18 protein-coding genes and 2 pseudogenes are annotated in these 19,408 nt (G+C 36.6%); all 20 read right to left on the minus strand.

Annotation, left to right across the window (positions count from 1 at the left end):
* Positions 1-119 precede the first annotated feature (119 nt).
* The gene (locus ABNX05_RS03545; protein ID WP_349658449.1) at positions 120-1,475 is read right to left on the minus strand and encodes an NAD(P)-binding domain-containing protein; all 1,356 of its coding nucleotides are present in this window, start codon (positions 1,473-1,475) and stop codon (positions 120-122) included.
* A gap of 137 nt (positions 1,476-1,612) precedes the next feature.
* Positions 1,613-1,813, minus strand: coding sequence for a hypothetical protein (locus tag ABNX05_RS03550; protein WP_349658450.1), 201 nt, complete (start codon positions 1,811-1,813; stop codon positions 1,613-1,615).
* A 104-nt stretch (positions 1,814-1,917) separates the two neighbouring features.
* Positions 1,918-2,199 carry a Fe-S cluster assembly protein HesB gene (locus tag ABNX05_RS03555; protein ID WP_036116964.1) on the minus strand — a complete coding sequence of 94 codons (282 nt, stop codon included), beginning with the start codon at positions 2,197-2,199 and terminating at the stop codon, positions 1,918-1,920.
* Positions 2,196-3,965 carry an arsenical pump-driving ATPase gene (gene arsA, locus ABNX05_RS03560; protein ID WP_349658451.1) on the minus strand — a complete coding sequence of 590 codons (1,770 nt, stop codon included), beginning with the start codon at positions 3,963-3,965 and terminating at the stop codon, positions 2,196-2,198. The genes ABNX05_RS03555 and arsA overlap by 4 nt, the downstream gene beginning before the upstream one ends.
* A 1-nt stretch (position 3,966) precedes the next feature.
* On the minus strand, positions 3,967-4,296 hold the full coding sequence (gene arsD / locus ABNX05_RS03565) for an arsenite efflux transporter metallochaperone ArsD (protein WP_349658452.1): 330 nt from the start codon (positions 4,294-4,296) through the stop codon (positions 3,967-3,969).
* Positions 4,297-4,316: 20 nt separating this feature from the next.
* Positions 4,317-4,679, minus strand: a pseudogene (locus ABNX05_RS03570) (arsenate reductase/protein-tyrosine-phosphatase family protein).
* A 62-nt stretch (positions 4,680-4,741) separates the two neighbouring features.
* Positions 4,742-5,800, minus strand: coding sequence for an ACR3 family arsenite efflux transporter (arsB, locus tag ABNX05_RS03575; protein WP_349658454.1), 1,059 nt, complete (start codon positions 5,798-5,800; stop codon positions 4,742-4,744).
* Complete coding sequence (locus ABNX05_RS03580) at positions 5,800-6,126, minus strand: ArsR/SmtB family transcription factor (protein ID WP_349658455.1); 327 nt, start codon at positions 6,124-6,126, stop codon at positions 5,800-5,802. The genes arsB and ABNX05_RS03580 overlap by 1 nt, the downstream gene beginning before the upstream one ends.
* A 358-nt stretch (positions 6,127-6,484) precedes the next feature.
* Positions 6,485-6,586: pseudogene (locus ABNX05_RS03585) on the minus strand (aldo/keto reductase); the annotation flags it as partial.
* Between the two features lie 492 nt (positions 6,587-7,078).
* Complete coding sequence (locus tag ABNX05_RS03590) at positions 7,079-7,405, minus strand: putative quinol monooxygenase (RefSeq protein WP_349658456.1); 327 nt, start codon at positions 7,403-7,405, stop codon at positions 7,079-7,081.
* Between the two features lie 35 nt (positions 7,406-7,440).
* Complete coding sequence (locus ABNX05_RS03595; protein ID WP_349658457.1) at positions 7,441-8,610, minus strand: class I SAM-dependent methyltransferase; 1,170 nt, start codon at positions 8,608-8,610, stop codon at positions 7,441-7,443.
* A gap of 170 nt (positions 8,611-8,780) precedes the next feature.
* Positions 8,781-9,191, minus strand: coding sequence for an SRPBCC family protein (locus ABNX05_RS03600; RefSeq protein WP_349658458.1), 411 nt, complete (start codon positions 9,189-9,191; stop codon positions 8,781-8,783).
* 17 nt (positions 9,192-9,208) lie between these two features.
* On the minus strand, positions 9,209-10,222 hold the full coding sequence (locus ABNX05_RS03605) for an aldo/keto reductase (protein ID WP_349658459.1): 1,014 nt from the start codon (positions 10,220-10,222) through the stop codon (positions 9,209-9,211).
* A 939-nt stretch (positions 10,223-11,161) separates the two neighbouring features.
* Entirely contained in the window at positions 11,162-11,860 is a 699-nt protein-coding gene (locus ABNX05_RS03610) for a hypothetical protein (RefSeq protein ID WP_349658460.1), read from the minus strand.
* A gap of 371 nt (positions 11,861-12,231) precedes the next feature.
* Positions 12,232-13,056: a sugar phosphate isomerase/epimerase family protein gene (locus ABNX05_RS03615; RefSeq protein ID WP_349658461.1), complete on the minus strand. Its 825-nt coding sequence runs from the start codon at positions 13,054-13,056 to the stop codon at positions 12,232-12,234.
* On the minus strand, positions 13,053-14,027 hold the full coding sequence (locus tag ABNX05_RS03620; protein WP_349658462.1) for a DUF6005 family protein: 975 nt from the start codon (positions 14,025-14,027) through the stop codon (positions 13,053-13,055). The genes ABNX05_RS03615 and ABNX05_RS03620 overlap by 4 nt, the downstream gene beginning before the upstream one ends.
* A 13-nt stretch (positions 14,028-14,040) precedes the next feature.
* On the minus strand, positions 14,041-14,298 hold the full coding sequence (gene asbD, locus ABNX05_RS03625; protein ID WP_049666019.1) for a petrobactin biosynthesis protein AsbD: 258 nt from the start codon (positions 14,296-14,298) through the stop codon (positions 14,041-14,043).
* Positions 14,295-15,533, minus strand: coding sequence for an AMP-binding protein (locus tag ABNX05_RS03630; RefSeq protein ID WP_349658463.1), 1,239 nt, complete (start codon positions 15,531-15,533; stop codon positions 14,295-14,297). The genes asbD and ABNX05_RS03630 overlap by 4 nt, the downstream gene beginning before the upstream one ends.
* The gene (locus ABNX05_RS03635) at positions 15,530-17,284 is read right to left on the minus strand and encodes an IucA/IucC family protein (protein ID WP_349658464.1); all 1,755 of its coding nucleotides are present in this window, start codon (positions 17,282-17,284) and stop codon (positions 15,530-15,532) included. Before ABNX05_RS03635 ends, ABNX05_RS03630 begins: the two co-directional genes overlap by 4 nt.
* On the minus strand, positions 17,256-19,079 hold the full coding sequence (locus ABNX05_RS03640; protein ID WP_349658465.1) for an IucA/IucC family protein: 1,824 nt from the start codon (positions 19,077-19,079) through the stop codon (positions 17,256-17,258). Before ABNX05_RS03640 ends, ABNX05_RS03635 begins: the two co-directional genes overlap by 29 nt.
* Positions 19,080-19,408 lie beyond the last annotated feature (329 nt).

A 19,408-nucleotide genomic window follows, 5' to 3' on the forward strand; every position in this document is an offset into this window, starting at 1 on the left:
ATATTGCTTACTAATTTTATTTCTCAGATATTCAAGTGTAATATATGAAAACATTAAAATAATTAATAAATATACTCCCACTATAAATAACTGATCTAACAAACATATCTCTCCCCCAATTAGCAACATAAATTCGATTTATTTACAAGATTAATACTACATACGCCTGTTTCAGGTAACTCTAACTCCACACGTTGGGAAGCTCCTTTATCCCCTGATAGATACGAAGTTATTGAACGAACTTGTTCATAACCTGTTGCCATTAAAAATGTTGGAGCACGTCCATAACTTTTTGCGCCTACAATATAGAAACCTTCTTCTGGCTGTCGTAGTATTTCTTCTCCATGTGCTCGAACTGTTCCACAACTATGCTCATTTGGATCAATTAGTGGTGCTAATGCTTGAACACTCTCTGTTGCAGTATCAATAGAAAGACGTAATTCGCTGTTAATTGTAAAATCTGGTCGATTTCCTGCATTTACAATGAGTTCATCGAATCCAGATAATACTTCCTGTTCTCCATTTAAAATACCAACAATATTTATTTTTTCATCTTTTTTCACCATTGAAATATAGAATGGTGTAACTACTTCAATCTTACCTGTATCTACTAATTCATGAATACGTGTACCCAGAGCTCCACGTGCCTCCAAGGCATCTTTTTCTTCGCCACCATATGCTTCTTCTACAGACTTTTTACGCATAATCCAAACAAGTTTCGTTGAAGGATTCTCTTTTTTTAATTCTGCTAAAGATAATAAGGTATTAATAGCTGAATGACCGCCTCCAATGACAGCAATCTTCTTATTCGCGTATTTTGTAGAGTTCACCTTTATATCTGGAATTCCATACTCGATATGATTTGCTAATACTTTTTCAGTTTGTAGCCAAACACCTGTAGAGTTTGCTGGATTCGGATTTTCCCACGTACCTGTTGCATCAATAACAGCTTTCGCCTCAATAATTTTTACGTTGTCTCCCTTTTCAACATAAATCTTAAAGGACTGATTTACTCGATTTTTTGATTTCATCTTATCATTCAATTGACGTGAGATCCCCACTACTTTTGAGTTTAGTTGAATGTGAGATTGTATTTGTGCTAACTCTGCCAAAGGCTTTAAATAGAGATCAATTAACTCATGTCCTGTCGGTATAGTTTCTAAATCGGGCTCTTTCCAATCCGTGTCCTCTAGTAAAGCTTTAGCAGCTTTATTGATGTTATATCCCCATGGAGAAAATAATGTGACATGACCCCAAGTACGAATATTATGAGCAATTTCTTTACCAGCCTCTAATAAAATAAAGGACTGATTTTGTTCCACTAAATGAGCAGCTGCAGCTAACCCGATTGGACCAGCGCCAATTATCACAGTAGGTAAATTCTTATTTAATTCATTAAAAGTTTCTTCTACCTCAATGTCCTTAGCAATAGTACAGCAAGAATCATTTTGTTTGATTACTTTAAGTGTTTTCATAAATAAACCCTTCTTCTCTATAAATTTTCAACATAAGCATTTTCTTATATACAGTGTATTTTTTACGTCTAGCATTAAGCTAGACGTAAATTTTATTTAAATAAGTTTTGTTATGAAGTAATTAACTTACTGCTATTTCATTCATTCTCAATTTCTTTTATAGCTTTCTCGAATGGGGACCATGTTGAAGAACCATAGCGTTCAATATCTCCTTTAAAGAAAAAATCCAGGGCAATTGATTTAGCTTGAGCTAATGTATATTCTCTACTAGTCATAATCAAAATCAAATAAGAAATGAAATATTCTTTTGTTAACACGCTAGCATGATTAACTGTCATCGCGTTTCATCCTCCTATTCAACGGCTTGAACAAATGTTTAGACAATGTAATTTCATTTACATTCACACGAATATCTTCTTCACTTTTCATTCAAAATTACTCTTTAGCAAGATTTTGGTGAATATCCTACTAACACTAAACCTAGTTCACCATTCTCTTCCTCTGCATGAATCGTAACATCTGTTAATTGTGGTGCAATATCAGGATGAATGGCAACTTCGATACCTTCAATTGTCTGTACAGCATCATCTTCTGTTGGTGCTTCTATGCCTACACCTAAATTAACTCCGCAGCATCCTGCAATACCGAAGAAACGAAGTGTTTTCACCTCTGAATCAGCTAATACCTGCTCAATATAATTTTTACCTTCTGGACTCATTTTCATTTGATTGTCTCTCCTTTAAGTTCATGTAACCCTTTTGTTCCAACTGGTGGCGTTTTTACCCATGGGATTGCCACGAATTGATTGTTGCTGATAGTCTTGACTTCTTGTAGCCACTTCGTTTCAGCTTGTTGTTTTTGTATTAATGTTGGACTTGTTGTTTCGATAGATGAAAATGTCTGATTGACAACCCACCAATCAACAGACAATCCAGCACGCTGTAAATCCTCCTGTAAACGTGTTGCTTCAAAAACAGGTGTTGCTTCAGGCAGTGTTACGATTGCTACACTTGTATAACTTGCATCACGTAACCGTGGTAACAAGTTTGAAACAGCTGGAGGGATGTCACCTTGCGAACGGCTTATTTCACGATGGTAAGCTTCTGTCGCATCAAGTAACAACAATGTATGACCTGTTGGTGCCGTATCTATAATAATTATCTCATCTTGATGATTTTCTACAACATTGGCAAATGCTCGGAATACAGCAATTTCCTCAGTACAAGGAGAAGCCAAGTCTTCTTTCACAAATGCTAATCCTTCTTCATTCATTGTTTCACTTGCTTTTGCGAGCACTTCTGCCTCATAATTTGCAACTTCTACCTTCGGATCAATACGACTTACCGTTACATTTTTAACTTTGTCATCACCGAACGTCCAATTTAAATGCGCTGCTGGATCAGTCGTAGTTAAATGCACGCGGATACCCTCTTCTGCTAAGCGTAGGGCAATATATGAAGCAACTGTTGTTTTTCCAACACCACCTTTACCCATTGTAAAAATAAGCTTCGGTTTACGCTCCAAATAATCAGCAATCATTTCTTCTACTTCAGGGATTGTCATACCATTGTCTGTTTCATTTTCATGTGTGACATCTTGATCTGTCATCCATGCTTGCATACGCTCTATACTTGATAATGAGTATGGTACAAACGGTAAGTAGTATTGTTCAAATTGCTTTAACTCTTTAGGAATTATCTCTAATGCCTCGGTTTGGCGGGCAATGAATGCCCTCTCAATTTCATCATTAGAACTTACATTTTTCATATATCCGTTAATTAGTAAAATCTGATTTTGAATGCCGATTTCAAACAGTTCATGAGAAGCACGTGCTGCTTCTTTTAATGGGTTTACGTCTGGACGTGTAACAAGCATTAGTGTTGTTTGATTGGCATTTTTTAACCGTTCAACAGCCTCTTTATAGATTTCACGTTGCGGCTCTAGTCCTTTTAATGGGCCTAAGCAAGATGTACCGGTAGTGTTATCATCTAAAAACGTAGACCATGCAGAAGGCAGTTGTAACAAGCGTAACGTATGTCCTGTTGGTGCCGTATCAAACACAACGGTATCAAATTTTTCAATCACTGAAGTATCAGTCAATAGTGTCGCAAATTCATTAAAGGCAGCAATTTCAACTGTACAAGCGCCTGAAAGTTGCTCCTCCATATTTTGTAGCACCACATCAGGCAGTTTCCCACGGTACGGACCAACCATTTGCTCTTTGTAATGTTGTGCTGCCTGCTCAGGGTCTAAATTTAATGCAAATAAATTGTCTATACCTTCAATTTTCGTCGGGCTATTAGATAGCGTTTGGCCAAAGATATCTTGTAAATTGGATGCTGGATCTGTACTAATTAAAAGTACTTTTTTCCCTTTATTTGCAATGGCTATTGATAGACTACAAGCAACTGATGTTTTTCCAACGCCCCCCTTCCCCGTGAAAAACAAGAACGGGGTGTCAGGGAAATGACTTCTTGTAAAGCGTTCCATTTTACGCATCTCCTTTTAGTGATATGCGTACTTTTGGTTTTTGTAATAGTTCTTCTTCTGAAAGTCCTGACCACTGCGAAAATTGTTCATTTGTAGGATACTTCCCTTTACAAAGTAATTCTCCATCAACAAACGTGGCAGGCAGAGCATCCATTCCTTCTGACATAAGAAGCTGATTGATGGCTTCGTTTTCTACAAAGGCATTTGGTTCATTTGTTAGATTAAATCGTTCAGCTTCTAAATCTGTTTTCTTTAAATTATTCATTACAAATGACATGCGTAATAACTCTGGGTCAATAGATGGCCCACATAAGCCACATTGCTGGCTCATAAATATGAATTTTTTTCAATTTACTTCAGCTCCTCAGCTACAAATTGTTCAATACGTTTTCCAATAGCATCACGTAAGTTTTGGAAAACTGCCCACTTTTCTTCTTCTGTACCTGACGCTTTCGCTGGATCTTCAAAGCCCCAATGCTCACGACGAACGTGAGGTGGCGTCATCGGACATTTATCTGCTGCATCTCCACAAAGAGTAACAACTAGTGTTGCATTATTTAATGTCTCAAAATCAATTAGATCAGATGTATGATTCGAAATATTAACTCCTACCTCAGTCATAGCTTTGATAGCTTTCGGATTTACACCATGTGCTTCAACACCAGCACTTTTAACTGTCCAATCTGTAGGCAATAATTTTCACCCTTCAGCCATTTGACTACGGCAAGAGTTCCCTATACATAAGAAATAAAGTGTGTTTGTCCTATTAGTGCTCCCTATAATTTAATAGTTTTGAAATATTTTTTCTGCCAGCGCAAGGCCACCCATACAAGTCCGATGAGTACCGGTACTTCGACAAGTGGACCAATAACAGCGGCAAATGCCACCCCACTATGAAGTCCGAAAACGCCTACAGCTACAGCAATTGCTAACTCAAAGTTGTTACTAGCGGCTGTAAAAGAAAGGGCTGCTGTAACAGGATAAGATGCACCTACTTTACGTGAAGAAAAGAATGAAACTGCAAACATTATCACAAAGTAAATAAATAATGGAATAGCAATTCGTACTACATCAAGTGGTAATTCCACTAATTTCTCACCCTTTAATGCAAACATCATCACAATTGTAAACAGTAGTGCAATTAAAGTAAGTGGTGAAATCTTTGGTAAGAACCTATCCTCATACCACTCTTTCCCTTTTGTTTTGATCCCTATTAAACGTGTTAGGAATCCAGCAGCAAATGGTATTCCTAAGTAAATAAGAACGCTTTTCGTAATTTCCCACATGGAAATCGATACATTAAAATTATCTAAGCCAAACCAACCAGGTAAGACATTTAAGAAGAAGAAAGCAAAAATCGAATATGTTAAGATCTGAAAAATAGAATTAAATGCAACTAGACCAGCTACATATTCTCGATCTCCACGAGCTAAATCATTCCACACAATAACCATTGCAATACATCGAGCTAAACCAATCATAATAAGCCCAGCCATATATTCTGGATAATCTCGTAAAAAGATGATCGCTAAAAAGAACATTAAAAATGGTCCAAGTAACCAGTTTTGAAAAAGTGATAGTAAAAGCACCTTCCAATCTTTAAATACTCGCCACATTTCCTCATATTTAACTTTCGCTAAAGGTGGATACATCATCACAATTAACCCTATGGCAATGGGTATAGATGTTGTACCAACTGACATGGATTCTAATGCTTCACCAATATTGGGCATTGTGATACTAAATAAGACACCTATTCCCATTGCAACAAAAATCCAAAGGGTAAGATATCGATCTAGAAAAGAAAGCTGTTTTGTTAAAGATTCATTATTCACTAATTTTCCTCCCCTATGTGTGTACATTCACAGTCAGAACTACAATCACATTCCTGTATCAGCTCAATTTGTTCTAAAATGCCTTTCATAAGTGGCGTTTGATTCTCAACTAAACGATAATGTTTCCAAGTACCAACCTTTCGTTCAGTAATAATACCTGCCTCCTTTAATTTTCGAAGATGCTGACTAACTGCTGGCTGTGAAATCCCTAGAACATCCACAAAATCACAAACACAAACCTCCCCATTTTTCATACATGCAAGTAATTTAATGCGGTTCAAGTCAGCTGCTGCTTTTAATTGTTTTTCAATTAGTGTGTTTTCCATATATCTGCTCCTCTTATATAATTGTTTGCTTATATTTTATTTCAAATAAAATCACCCACTAGTGTTACAGGTAATTAAATCATTATATAGCTATATACTTATATTATGCTTTTAAATTGTAATTGCAATAGATATTTTCCCATTCCAGAAAAATTTTTCTGCAACTTTCATTTCTATTTTTACATTCATTTTTGTAAGTCGTAATTTTTTGCAATCCTTGTCCCTCTTCTATTTATTTTAACATTTTAAACTGATAAGTGTTTCAATACCTCTTTCTATCATTACTTGAATCGCTAAAAGGTAAATTCCTTTCGACTCATGAATTTTTTGATGCGTTTATTCTGTTCGACCTTTTTAAAGCATCTATAGTTGCTATTGCTTCCTCTTCAGAAATATTACGATACATATTACTTATCGGTGCACTACCAAAGCCAAGTTTTCATTGCAATATATTTCTCATAACAATATACCCACCTACAATTTGTTCTACATCTAATTGAATAATTGAATAGTCATTATTTATTTTAACGAAATAGATTATGGAGCATCTAAAATAAAAAAAGTAAGTACTTTTTTGTAAACTTAGAACAAGGAAGTTACCTTTAGCTTACTTTATTCAGGTTGTGATAAAAGTAGTAAGTTAATTTATATCGTCCGATAGAGTTCTATATTTATTGCTTTCTTTCAATGTCTCTTACTTAGTTTTCCAAAATGAGGTTTACCGGCACGTCATGAGGAAAGGAAAAAAGCAAATAGTATCCATCATGCCTTGATAGACCTATATCTTTTGATATTGCTTTGCTTCTTTTTTTGATCAACTTTTTCAGTATTTGATGTTACATTTCCGATATCAAGATAGAACAGAAGTGGATGGCTCTCCGCTTCTGAAGAACCAATCCTCCATCCTACTTTAAACGAATAAATAAATAAGTCTCAATTAAAGAAGCACCATTCAGAATGTAAACGGTGCAACAGGAGTTCTAGTTAAAGAATTTAATATTTGTAAACGATGAACCTCTTGTTTTTCAAGTAGCGACTCTATTTGCTGACCACAATATTTATAATGTTCAGTATTAGTATGAAAAGTAAGCGCCTCTTCATCTTTCCATCTTTCATAAAAAACAAATGTATCTCTATTTTCAACAGATTCATGAAGAGTATATTGAATACAGCCATCTTCGACTCGAGATGCTTCAACTAAATTATATAACTCTTTTCTAAGCAGTTCACCTTTCCCTGATTTAGCTTTTAAAACTACATTGATTATAATTTCGTTCATTATTTTCCCTCTTCTTGTTAAGCCAAATTATTCTCTTATTCATACATATAAGAACGCGTCATAGGAATTGAATCATTAATGCCTTTTGTAAATACAAATTGATGTAAATCAATATTACCCGTAAAGAATGATGCCGCACAGGCATTTAAATATAAGCGCCACATACGAATGAATCTTTCATCTTTAGTCTGACGAATTTCCTTTAATGCATTTTCAAAATTTTGAGCCCAATGTTGTAGGGTTTTACCGTAATGTCTGCGTAAGCTTTCCACATCAACAATATAAAATTGTTGGTTTGTCATATTGGTGATTAATTCGTTGACAGCGGGAACATATCCGCCAGGGAATATATATTTATCAATCCAGCCATTGGTAGCACCATTCGTTGGAGAAGTTATACAATGAAGCAGAGATACCCCGCCGTTATTTAATAATTTATTAACTGTTTCGAAGTATTCCGTAATGTGGTCTTTTCCTACATGTTCTATCATGCCTACGCTAACAATTTTATCAAACTTACGATCTTGAATATCACGATAATCAAGTAAAGATACTTCAACTAACTCAGTAAGTCCCTCTTGCTTAATTCGCTCAGAAGTCTTTGTATATTGCTCCTCACTTAATGTTACGCCCATTGCTTTAACGCCATATTGCTTTGCGGCAGCCGTGATTAGTTCACCCCATCCGCAACCAATGTCCAGTAAAGTATCACCTTTCTGAAGATTTAACTTTTTTAAAATGTGATTTACTTTATTATGTTGAGCTTTTTTTAGAGAATCATTATCGCTTAGAAAGTATGCACAAGAATATGTCATTGTTTCATCGAGCCACAGTTTATAGAAATCGTTCCCGATATCATAATGGTGAGCAATATCTTCTTTATTTTTTTGTTTTGAGAAATTCCATTTACTTTTGAAATATTGCAATTTACTATTACCTAAAAAGCTATCCTGCTTTTTATATATAGATTGAATTGCTTTTTCAAGATCTCCTTGTATTTCAAGATTTCCATTCATATACGCTTCACCGAATGCTATAGAAGGGTCCTTAGCAACCTCTTTTTTTAATAGAGGCTTATGGAATGTTACATGAAATAGAGGTTTTCCTTCACCATATTGTAAGGTCTCTCCATTCCAAAGTGTAATTTGAACAGGGTCTGAAAAGAGATTTTTTAGTATATTTTTATAAAAAAATTCTTCAACCATATAAACATCTCCTATAAATAAGTTTAAAAACTACCTTGATTATCAATTCATTTAGAATTAACTAATTATGATTGAGTTGAAGGTCAGTAACAGTACGTACTAATATGAACAGCCAAGGCTTTTTTGAAAAAGCTCTTGGCTGCCGTAGATCTTCAGATTTACATAAATACTCAATATATATTTTGTAATGCTTCTAAGCCATCTTTATAGATGCCATGGAATAGATCTATAGCTTCTTGGTCACTAACACCTACAGGCGTGAAACTGCCAGACCACTCTACCAATGATGATTTACCATCAGTATCTGCTTTAACGTGGATTGTAGATAAATAATTAGTAACCGGAAACGGTGCTTTCATAATTGAATACGTGTAGTAGCGTTCCTTATGATTGAATACTTCTAAACGCTCTACAATCGTATCACCATCAGGATTAGCTAGACTACGTTCACGTCCACCCTCGCTTACTTTACTGCTTGGAATATAAGGTAACCAGTCTGGAAGGGAGTCAAAGCCACCGATTAACTGCCATACTTGGTCAGGTGAAGCTGGAATTTTAATAGATGTAATAGTATTTGCCATTTTGATTATTCTCCTTTTTATTTAACGTCGATTGGTAGTGGTGCATTCGGTGCAATCAATTTTTGTTCGATCATTTCTTCCCAGAATGCTGCTGGAATGACTGTTTTCAATGCAGCTTGGTCTTCTGCAATTCGCTCTGGTTTAGTCGCACCAGGAACGACAGCAGCAACCGCTGGATTCGCTAGTGAAAATTGTAACCCTGCCGCCTTTACGCTAATTTGATGACGATCTGCAATGTTTTTGATTTTCTCTACTTTTGCCATAATTTCTGGTGATGCTTTTTGATATTCGAAGTGAGCTCCTCCTGCAAGAACACCTGAGCTATAAGGACCACCAACGACAATATCCATATTGTGTTTTTTTGCTGCAGGCATTAGACGTTGTAACGCTCGTTCATGGTCTAGTAATGAATAACGACCAGCTAACAAGGAAACATCCGGCTTTGCTTCTTCCAAGTCCAGCATAAGTTCAATTGGTTCTACGCGGTTTACTCCGAGTCCCCACCCCTTAATTACTCCTTCTTCACGTAATTGTGTAAGCGTACGGAACGCTCCTGTTCGTGCTATTTCAAATTGTGCCAGCCACTCATCACCATAAAAATCCTGGGCTGGATCATGAACAAAAACAAAATCCAGACGATCCGTTTGTAAACGTTTTAAACTATCCTCGATAGAGCGAAGGGTTGCATCGGCGCTATAGTCAGGGATAATTTTATTCTTACGACCAAACTCGAATATTCCACCCTTTTCTCCAAAATCACGTGCAGACGGATCTTCTAGTTCATCTGAAATAATTCGACCTACTTTTGTACTTAAAAAGTAATCATCACGATTTCTTTTCGATAGGGCTTCACCAAGACGAATCTCTGCTAAGCCTGATCCATAAAGTGGAGCTGTGTCAAAATAACGGACTCCACTTTCCCAGGCCGCATCTACAGTTGCTAATGCTTCTTCTTCTGGAATATTACGATACATATTACCCAACGGTGCTGTACCAAAACCTAGTTGTTTTCCTTGCAGTAAATCTCGCATCTATAAAACACTCCTAATATAAGTATTAAAAATTGGTGCCAGTATGTTCAATGACTGGAGTCAACAAGTGTCATTTCTCTACCTGGCAAAACTGATTATGCAACACCTAAACATAAAAAAAAAGTACGCACTTTAAAGTAATATGGGCACTAATAAGTACCTATAACTGCTAAAGAATGCATATGAGTGTCCATAGAACCTCAGTTTTTATACAGTACCAGGATCAATTAAAAAAGCTCAGGCTCAAAATTAATTGAGTATCTGAGCTTTGTTACTATATTTTTTTAGTGTACCGTTTAAACATTGTTGCAATTAGTTCTCGCATTAGAAAGCTTGCGCTTGCTATATCTTCTTCTTAATTGGTAATCCTATTGCCTCGCACCTAAATTAGATTTATTGCCATTTGCCAAATAGGCCATTCAGCCAATAATAAACACCCCAACATATAGTAGGTTTATCAAAAAATATGCAGTTTTGAAAGTTACTCGCAATATTACAATTATATGAACTGTTTATATTCTCATTTAATTCCTTCCTATTCGAAGCATTTACTATTACTATGTGAGTAAAATGAATAGAGCTAATTCAAAAAATCGCTATGTACCTATTGGCACATAGCGATTTTCGTACGAGGGGAACATTTCATCAGCTATTGGAAGTGTAGTTTTTCCTAAAGTAAATGTTTCTCCATTGGGGGGAGAGTTTATATGAACCTCTATGAAGAGGAAGGTTTAGAAAGCTCACGTACAACTATTAATGTATTTTATTTAAGTTTGTTTTTTTTACTTCTTATTCTGATCTGCATCAAATTGGCTTATAGCTCCCGAGTGTACCTATTCGTGCTAGTTAAATAGCTTATACCTTCCCTTTAAATACCACTGGTTCTTGTACTTTGTTTTTAGAAATCTCATCTAAGTTCGCTGGTTTACTTACTAGTTGTTAATCTCCCTTCATTCCAAGAGCTTCATCAAGTTGTTTTGTTGCTTCTTCTTTCGTTAATGTACCTACTTCTGCTTGGTTTAAAACTACTTGTACTTTTTCTTTAGAAATCTCTTCTAAGTTAGCTGGTTTGCTTACTGTTTTTTTATCTCCCTTCATTCCAAGAGCTTCATCAAGTTGTTGTGTTGCTTCTTCTTTCGTTATTGTACCTACTTCTGCTTGTGTGAAAACTACTTGTACTTTTTCTTTAGAAATCTCTTCTAAGTTAGCTGGTTTGCTTACTGTTTTTTTATCTCCATTCATTCCAAGAACTTCATCAAGTTGTTTTGTTGTTTCTTCTTTCGTTAATTTACCTGCTTCTGCTTGTTTGAAAATTTCTTGTACTTTTTCTTTAGCAATTTCATCTAAGTTCGCTGGTTTACTTACTAGTTGTTTATCTCCCTTCATTCCAAGAGCTTCATCAAGTTGATTTATTGCTTCCTCTTTTGTTAATATACCTGCTTTTACTTGGTTAAAAATTTCTCGCACTTTTTCTTTAGAAATCTCATCAAAGTTAGCTGGTTTACTAACTTGCCCTTTCACAATTTCACTCCCTCCAATAATTTCGGTTGGGACTTCGGCAGCAAACGCAGCTCCAAAAGTCGAAAGTGCAAATACAGCACCTAAAGTTGTAGCAGCCAATTTCTTTCTCTTTTTCATAGTTTTTAATCTCCTTTTAAAGTAATTTGTCTTACAGTCTTGATTGTATAGGCGTTATCTGTAGTTACTGTGAAGACTATCTAAAGATTACCTGGAGATTTTGGGGCATATGGATTAATTTCCCTGAAATAGTTTATCTCTGATTTGAGTTCTAGCATTAAGATTAGGCTCAAAGAAAGAGAACTCATTATTTCCCGCGTCCCTAAAATAACGTCCTAACCATCTAGATCATTTCTGCTGCTGCCAACTTACACAATGTTCGCTTTAACCTATTAAAATAAGCTGACGTCTAGGATGGACCGTCAGCTTTTCAACTTATTTATCTATTACATAATCTATTCTTGTTATTCATGCATAGGTATTAAACAGCCCTATATTCGCACCAATTGCACTGCCTTCTTAACCTCCTGAACATCTTTTGCTAATACGCTCTTCACATTGGCTCCAAACCATTCCAATGATGCATCTACCTCCATGTTTGAACCTACTTCTGCTAGGAATTCACCATAATCAACCGTACCTTCAAACAATGGAACCATCCCTTCTCTAGACCCTGCTGCAGCATAAACATTGTTAGGAGCAAAAACATCAAGTTGTGCACGTGAGGCAATATTTTTAAAATGAAAATGTGAGATATAAGGACGAAGTTGCTTCATGGCGACAATAGGGTCCATCCCTGATTCCCATATATGTAAAACGTCAAAGTTCACTCGTAGGCTTGAGTGATTCGTTTCTTCGAGTAACTGCATTGTTGAAGGTAGATTATCTGTCAATGTGTTCGGATGAGTTTCAACAAGCAAATATTGTCCTTTCGACTCAAGATAATCACAGAGCATTCTAAGTCTAAAAATAAGTTCTTCCCTTTCTTTTGTACTCGTGTCTGAGCTGCCCTTCTTTCCTACAAATGTACGAATCTTATTTGTTCCCCAGCGCCTTGCAAGTGAAGATAACCTCTCTGTTTCAGCCATCATCACAGAAACTGGTGCTTCTAATGGCAAATAATCACTAAGCATGCTCGTTTCCAAACCGTAGGAGCTTAGCCAATCTGCTCCATAATGAAGTTCATCTGCCAAGTTCTTTGCATGAACACCCCAGAGCTCGATTCCTTGAAAACCTTGCGTTTTTGCAAATTGGGCTAATTGGTCAATCGAGTGGAGATGGTGCCGAAACGAGATTGTACAAATAGATAGTTTCATATTATAACCTCTTTCTTGTGCTGTATTGTTAACCATGCTTGAAAGCATTCTTGTAATCCTTGCTTAATCTTGAACTCAAGGAGATTTTGTTCTTCTAACTTCACAAAAATATCTTCCGCTAATAACAAATTTTCCGTCAGCGCAAGCTTCATCGCTCGATACTGAATCGTTGTATAGCCATTCACTAGACGCTCAATTTCATTACACCATGTGTCAAAGCCTTCCTCTTCGCGGCCAAGTGCTTCCCAAAAAAATGCAAACGCATGCTCATATGCATACTTTCTAATCGCTATTACCGGCAATTGTTTTAATACAGTCGGAAGTTTTGACATCCTTTCTTTTTCTTTTCCTTCGATATACTCTTTAATAATTTTGGTAATTGCATCTGTCAACGGATTACATTGAAGCTTTATACATGTATTAAAATAGGCTTCCACCGTCTCTGTAGTTGGAGGAATAATCGTCTTTGCATCAAAGTAATAACCACCTTCGACAGTTGGCTCTTGAATTGCTGCTAAAATTCTCTCTTTCGGTAAAATCCCTTCCCAGCGAAAATCAGGGTCATACATAAACCATTCTTCTTCATTTTCTGTCGATTCTAGCATCACATAATGAGGGAATGGACGTTGATGAAATTTATTCTCTCGCTCTGGAAGCATCGATAAATCCAGCATCACCATCACATGTTGTTGGGAAGATTTATTCTCTAATAATCCTAGCAGTTTGTTTATATTTTCTTGTTTTGGTTGCTTTTCGTCATACCATTTGTAAAGCTTGATTCCATAGAGCATTTCATACCATGTTTGAAAGAAATGATGATCAATTTGATCAGAGTGGTATGCGAGCATTCCATTTTCAAGCACATCAAAATCTGCGTCCCATACACCAAAATAGTAGGGCCTATGATCGACTCCTTTCGTTTTCTTAATAACCTCACAAACACAGCTTACAAAACAATGAACTTTTATCATTTTTAGCCTCCGATTATTCTACCTTCTGCTGTTTTTCTAAAAAGCTTGCTAGTGTTCCTACTGTTTTGAAATCTTTCGGAACGAGAACCTCATCAGGAATGGAAATGCCAAGATCCAACTCTATATGAAGAATCAGTTGAAGGACCATAATTGAATCCATATACAAATCCTCATTTAATCGGGCATCTTCATTAAAAGAGGACAATGTCTGCAACTCTAATGAATTTTCCATAATATCGTAGATGCTCTTGATCAATTGTTGGCGCGTCATACTGGTATGCCTCCAAGTTTTTTTCTACTTACTTTTCCGTTAGGTAGCTTTTCAATTTCATGAACAAACACAAACTCCATCGGAATTTGATGTGGCGCGAGAAATTTCCGGCACCATTCTCTAAGTTCCATATTATCGATTGGTTCAGTAGACACATATAGAGCGCATACTCGCTCTCCTGATAAGTTGTCTTGTTTCTTATATACGACTGCTTCGACTATTCTTGGCTCATCCATTAACACATCTTCAACTTCTTGCGGATACACATTCAAGCCTGCTACATTAATCGTGTCATCTATTCTTGCAAGAAAAGAAAGAACATTATCCTCAATATAGCCAAGATCTTTCGTATAAATCGTTTGTGTTGACGTTTCAATGATAATTTCGCTCGGTGTTTGTTTGTTACCAGCTGTCACCTTCACATGAGGAAGGGGACAACCCATTTCTTTCGGATCTTCCACACTAGGGTGAATCGCAACACACCCTGATTCAGAGCATCCATACTGCTGTAGTACTTGGTTAGATTTCTCTCTTAACGATGTCAACCAGCTATGTGGCATCACAGTGCCTGACGTCATCACGCGATCAAATTGTTGATCAATAGGTAATAATTTACTTAATGTATAAAGTAATGCTGGAGCCCCATAGAGTATGTGCTTAGGATATTCTTTTAGCTTTTTCAATATATATTTAGGATTACTATTCGTAATAATTACCGGCTTTGCTCCCCTTCTTATGCAAGCTAAGACACCACAAATGAATCCATAAGAATGAGTAACCGGACATGCAACAACAGAATTTGTCAAGGAGTCTACAGGTAATGTCTTCACATAACTTTCAATCTCTTCTTCCACTGAACTCCACGTTCGTTCAATACATTTCGGAGCTCCTGTTGTACCTGAGCTCATTTGAACTAATACACCTTCTTGGTTGTTGGAATGATTTGATAGTTCAATGAAAAAATCGATTGATTGGAACAACAAAAGATGACTACCTGCTGAAGAAGCAAGCCGTATAGACCCCTCTTTAGGCGTCGCAGGATGGATTGGGACAACTGATCCACCTTTTTCGCGAATGTATAAACAAAGAGCTATATATTGGAAAGTATCATCCGTACAAATAGCTAGTCTGCGATTGTTACACTCACTTAGATGAGGTAAGCTTTCAAATAGTTCAAATTGCTTCTCGATATCTTCTACTGTATAAAATTGATCGTTGACATAAAACATCATCATTTCCCCTTTTCATCCGCTTGCGCCAACGTATTGTTGACGTTATGTCGAAAATTACCTTCTTCTTGATTTTGAACTTTCTTTGTTAGCAAAGATTCAACATAAATATGTGTGCTAGTATGCTGAAGCTGTTCATTTCTTGAGCATAATGATGGAAAACGTTCAAAGTGCTTCTGTATTGCGTTCTTAACTAGACGCCAAAAACGTGTTTCTGCAAATCCATACTGCTCTTCTAGCAAATAAGATAATTCACTTAAATGAAACACGAATAGTGTATCCATAGCTAACTCTCGTAAAGCCTCTACAGAAGACATCCAATAATAATGATCGACAGGTGCACCTTTAAAATGTTCGTGTATCGTTTCAAAGTCTGGAACCAGGCTTCTGTCTGCAATGAATTCTTCCATATATTCAATACTGTCATGGAAATCCCTCAGTACAACTCGAGTTGGCCACCCATTTTGATGTAATAAAATCATATTTTGCGCATGTGCCTCAACAGCAATACCTTGAGCGACAAGCAAGTGCCACACAGGAATAACACTCACTTCGATCAATCGTTTTACCCACTCCTCCGTTCCATATTGGCATAGCCAATCATCAATAAATGGACGCCCATCTCTCTCCATCATCATTAGTACCGTAAACGGTACTGCTTCCTCTTCATCCTTCATATACGAGCGCACACTTTCTCGCCATATGGAGCCAAGCTGACCTTCTAGTTTTCTACTATGTTTTTTTGTTTTCGGTTCAAAAATAATCCCTGCATATTCTTCCAGTACTATAAGAGACGCTTCATTATGTAAATAGTCGTCTAATTGAATCACCCGTTTAAGCCATGCTGAAATATGAGGAGCGGCACAAACAGCATGAGAATGTAACTTTCGTAATGAAGAGGTATTCACCATATTCATCGAGCATTTTAATTGCGCCTTTTTTGGATTTGAAAAATTCCATAATGTTCGTACTGATTGGGTTGCCCTATAATAATCTCCTTTCACATTTAGAGGTATTAGATCTTTTTGCTCCATTAATGCAGCTAGTTCTTGCTTCATGTTATGCCATTGCCAAGGATGAACTGGTAAGAACGTATATTCTTCAAATGTTCCATCGAATACCGCAAGCGTTGCAAGAAGGTCTTCCCACAGCAAATGCCCTAGCTCTCTTTTCCAAAAGTTTTCTTCCTCTTCAAGAACAGAAATTCGTACGTAGCTTCTTCTCACTGCAACCCATTGAAGGGTAAAAGATTGCTTTGCCTCAGGGCCATATTCTTCATGGTCGTCGATCGTAAAACCGGTTCTGGATTTAAAACAAGGGTGATATGGATGTCCTTCAGTAATTTCTGATTCTAATTCTTCATAGCTCGAACTTCTTCTCGACATAGGCATTTGGAGATGTCGATCATTCCATTCACAAAGCTTACTCGTCAAATGAAGTTCTTTCAGTAACCGAACTTTGTCTTGGCGAGTCGAAAGTAATTCATCTACTAGATCCTCAAGACTTGCTTCTAGTAACGTTTCATCTTTTCCTATGAGAAAAATACTATCTCCCTTTATTCGGATGCGATCAAATGCCATTCTTCTTCCTTCACAACGATAGGTGCACTTCTGTCCAACAAGAGTAAAAATTGAAGTCCATTTATCTAGAGGTGTTTCTTCATATTTGATTAGTCCTTCAAAAATCATTGCTTCTACAAGCTGCCGCCTTACACGTAACTCTCCTTGTTTAGAAGCTAAAGGCTGTAGCTGCTGCATATTCTGCCTCCTCATGCTGAAGAACAAACGGATTTGGAATTTTCGTGTATACCGCTTGTTCAAGCTCGGCTTCTAGTTCATCAACATCATGAAACCTTGTTAATAAATTTGCTTTGAACGCAAGCTCATCTTGTTTTAAAATGTTACGAACAAATGCCTTCCCGAAACCTGTAAATTCTTTTTCTAATAAGTGCAGTTGATCGATAGACCACTTCAAAAGAATTTTTTCATCGATTAGCTGATCTGCTCCAAATCGAGATATAACGGGAAACAGTTGATTCATAAACAAATAATAAGTAAATCTATCATGAATAAGGGCATCTTCGTAAAATAGCTCAGCTGTTTCATGTAAAGAAGGCTCTATTGAAAGAAGTACTTCTTTATATGTTTTTGATAAGTAATAACCTTGGTTATCTCGATAAAAATAAGTAGTTGGATAACCAGAAGAAATGTTTAACAGACTATTTTGCTGGTGTGCCTCGAGAGCAATCCCATGCTCATCGTATAATCTTAGTAATGATTCAATAGCACATTTCCAATAGTCTTTAAACCAGTCTAAACTTACACTCTCTATTGAGCGGAATTTTGATTGAGATATTTTCATAATGAGCTGACACAATTTTGATTTTTCGTTTGGCAAGGGCTCTTGCACAAGAGTAGCGATCATGCATATTCCTTCATCATGCCCTTTAGGAAATACGTTTGAGCGAAAAATAACCTCAAACCCTGACTCCGTCTGATTTGGGAATTCTACAGTCATATAGGCTGGGTCATCAATCATCCGGAAAGATGGATAGTTCTGTAAGAAATCAATCTTATTCATTAACCGAGCCATAACAATTCCCGCTTTTAGTTCATGCGTTCTATTTACCCTCAATGAATTTGTTATTTTTACAGGAATTGAAAACTTATACATCATTTCTTCATTTGGGCTATATACCGTTCTAATTGAAGAGGTTGCTGTATAAAATGTCCCAAGCGCACCTTCGTATTTTATCACCCCTTCAGCAATCGCTTCTTTTACATACTGTTGCTGTAAAAGCCACTGTGCTTGAAGCGGGTGCATCGGAATGAGGCAATCCTTCTCTGACATAACAAAATCAGGTTGTGATTTTGTTAATGACTGAGTAATGAGTTCACTTGCACTTGTTTCTAATACAGAAGACTCTTTCACAATTTTACGGTCGACACGAAAATAGTGAAGTTGGAAAGAACCTTGTAGCTCTGGAGCAAAACTCGTTTGTTGCCAATCTGCCATCCCTTGTCTGCTTTTAGGTGTCGGATGAAGCCAATGGCCAAGTAAGAGAGACTGCTCAGCTTCAATAAACGTACAGTTCGCTCCATTTTGTTTCTTATCTTCCAAACTCTTTTCAATATAATTTGCCATCGTTTGATAGCTTTCTATTATGCGAAGAATGAGCTCATCAAAATGGGAAGAAAGTCCAAGACATCCATCCGCCTTAGCCATAAAATGTAGTTCCTGAATGAGCGTGATGAGTATCGTTAATTTATCTTCGACAAGCCATTGTTTTTGTTTCGTACAATACTTCAACGAGACACCAAATATATGTCTTCCAACTAGAGATTTGTATTCCATGCCAAATGCAAAACGTGTGTTTTGGATCGGCAACTCAATCTCTAACATATGCGCCTCTGTAATCAAGATAGATAGTCGCTGTTCTTTTATCCATTCCTCCTTTCTGACCCAATGACCACTACTCACCTCTCGTATATAACAATTCATAAACGCCTGAAACGTTGCATTTTCTGCAATCTGTTTAGCTATCTGTTGCATGTAATTAATCATCCTTTCACTAAGCCTTCTCCCTACCAAATGATAATAATTATCACTTACTGATAAAAATATTAGTCTCCCTAATTAGAAAGACTGATGATAAGAAGCAAATAGAAACAAATGTGGTGCTGATAACAATTGATAATGATTATCACTTTCAATTACATATTATAGGAAAGACGGAAATGACTCAACCGTCTAAAGACCTATATGGCAATATAAACCATCGAAATAGGTAAAAGTGTAGAAGAATATTTCGTTTCTTGTATCACTTGCGCAAGATTATTGATACAAGATACAGCCTGATAACGAAATATTACAAAGAACTA

The organism is Lysinibacillus zambalensis (assembly GCF_040183165.1).
Lineage (GTDB): Bacteria > Bacillota > Bacilli > Bacillales_A > Planococcaceae > Lysinibacillus > Lysinibacillus zambalensis.

What these genes read in the sequence shown, in the direction of transcription:
- ABNX05_RS03545 (WP_349658449.1), bottom strand. Translation starts at nt 1,475, where the DNA reads ATGAAAACACTTAAAGTAATCAAACAAAATGATTCTTGCTGTACTATT.
- ABNX05_RS03550 (WP_349658450.1), bottom strand. Translation starts at nt 1,813, where the DNA reads ATGACAGTTAATCATGCTAGCGTGTTAACAAAAGAATATTTCATTTCT.
- ABNX05_RS03555 (WP_036116964.1), bottom strand. Translation starts at nt 2,199, where the DNA reads ATGAAAATGAGTCCAGAAGGTAAAAATTATATTGAGCAGGTATTAGCT.
- arsA (WP_349658451.1), bottom strand. Translation starts at nt 3,965, where the DNA reads ATGGAACGCTTTACAAGAAGTCATTTCCCTGACACCCCGTTCTTGTTT.
- arsD (WP_349658452.1), bottom strand. Translation starts at nt 4,296, where the DNA reads ATGAGCCAGCAATGTGGCTTATGTGGGCCATCTATTGACCCAGAGTTA.
- ABNX05_RS03580 (WP_349658455.1), bottom strand. Translation starts at nt 6,126, where the DNA reads ATGGAAAACACACTAATTGAAAAACAATTAAAAGCAGCAGCTGACTTG.
- ABNX05_RS03590 (WP_349658456.1), bottom strand. Translation starts at nt 7,405, where the DNA reads ATGAACGAAATTATAATCAATGTAGTTTTAAAAGCTAAATCAGGGAAA.
- ABNX05_RS03595 (WP_349658457.1), bottom strand. Translation starts at nt 8,610, where the DNA reads ATGGTTGAAGAATTTTTTTATAAAAATATACTAAAAAATCTCTTTTCA.
- ABNX05_RS03600 (WP_349658458.1), bottom strand. Translation starts at nt 9,191, where the DNA reads ATGGCAAATACTATTACATCTATTAAAATTCCAGCTTCACCTGACCAA.
- ABNX05_RS03605 (WP_349658459.1), bottom strand. Translation starts at nt 10,222, where the DNA reads ATGCGAGATTTACTGCAAGGAAAACAACTAGGTTTTGGTACAGCACCG.
- ABNX05_RS03610 (WP_349658460.1), bottom strand. Translation starts at nt 11,860, where the DNA reads ATGAAAAAGAGAAAGAAATTGGCTGCTACAACTTTAGGTGCTGTATTT.
- ABNX05_RS03615 (WP_349658461.1), bottom strand. Translation starts at nt 13,056, where the DNA reads ATGAAACTATCTATTTGTACAATCTCGTTTCGGCACCATCTCCACTCG.
- ABNX05_RS03620 (WP_349658462.1), bottom strand. Translation starts at nt 14,027, where the DNA reads ATGATAAAAGTTCATTGTTTTGTAAGCTGTGTTTGTGAGGTTATTAAG.
- asbD (WP_049666019.1), bottom strand. Translation starts at nt 14,298, where the DNA reads ATGACGCGCCAACAATTGATCAAGAGCATCTACGATATTATGGAAAAT.
- ABNX05_RS03630 (WP_349658463.1), bottom strand. Translation starts at nt 15,533, where the DNA reads ATGATGATGTTTTATGTCAACGATCAATTTTATACAGTAGAAGATATC.
- ABNX05_RS03635 (WP_349658464.1), bottom strand. Translation starts at nt 17,284, where the DNA reads ATGCAGCAGCTACAGCCTTTAGCTTCTAAACAAGGAGAGTTACGTGTA.
- ABNX05_RS03640 (WP_349658465.1), bottom strand. Translation starts at nt 19,079, where the DNA reads ATGCAACAGATAGCTAAACAGATTGCAGAAAATGCAACGTTTCAGGCG.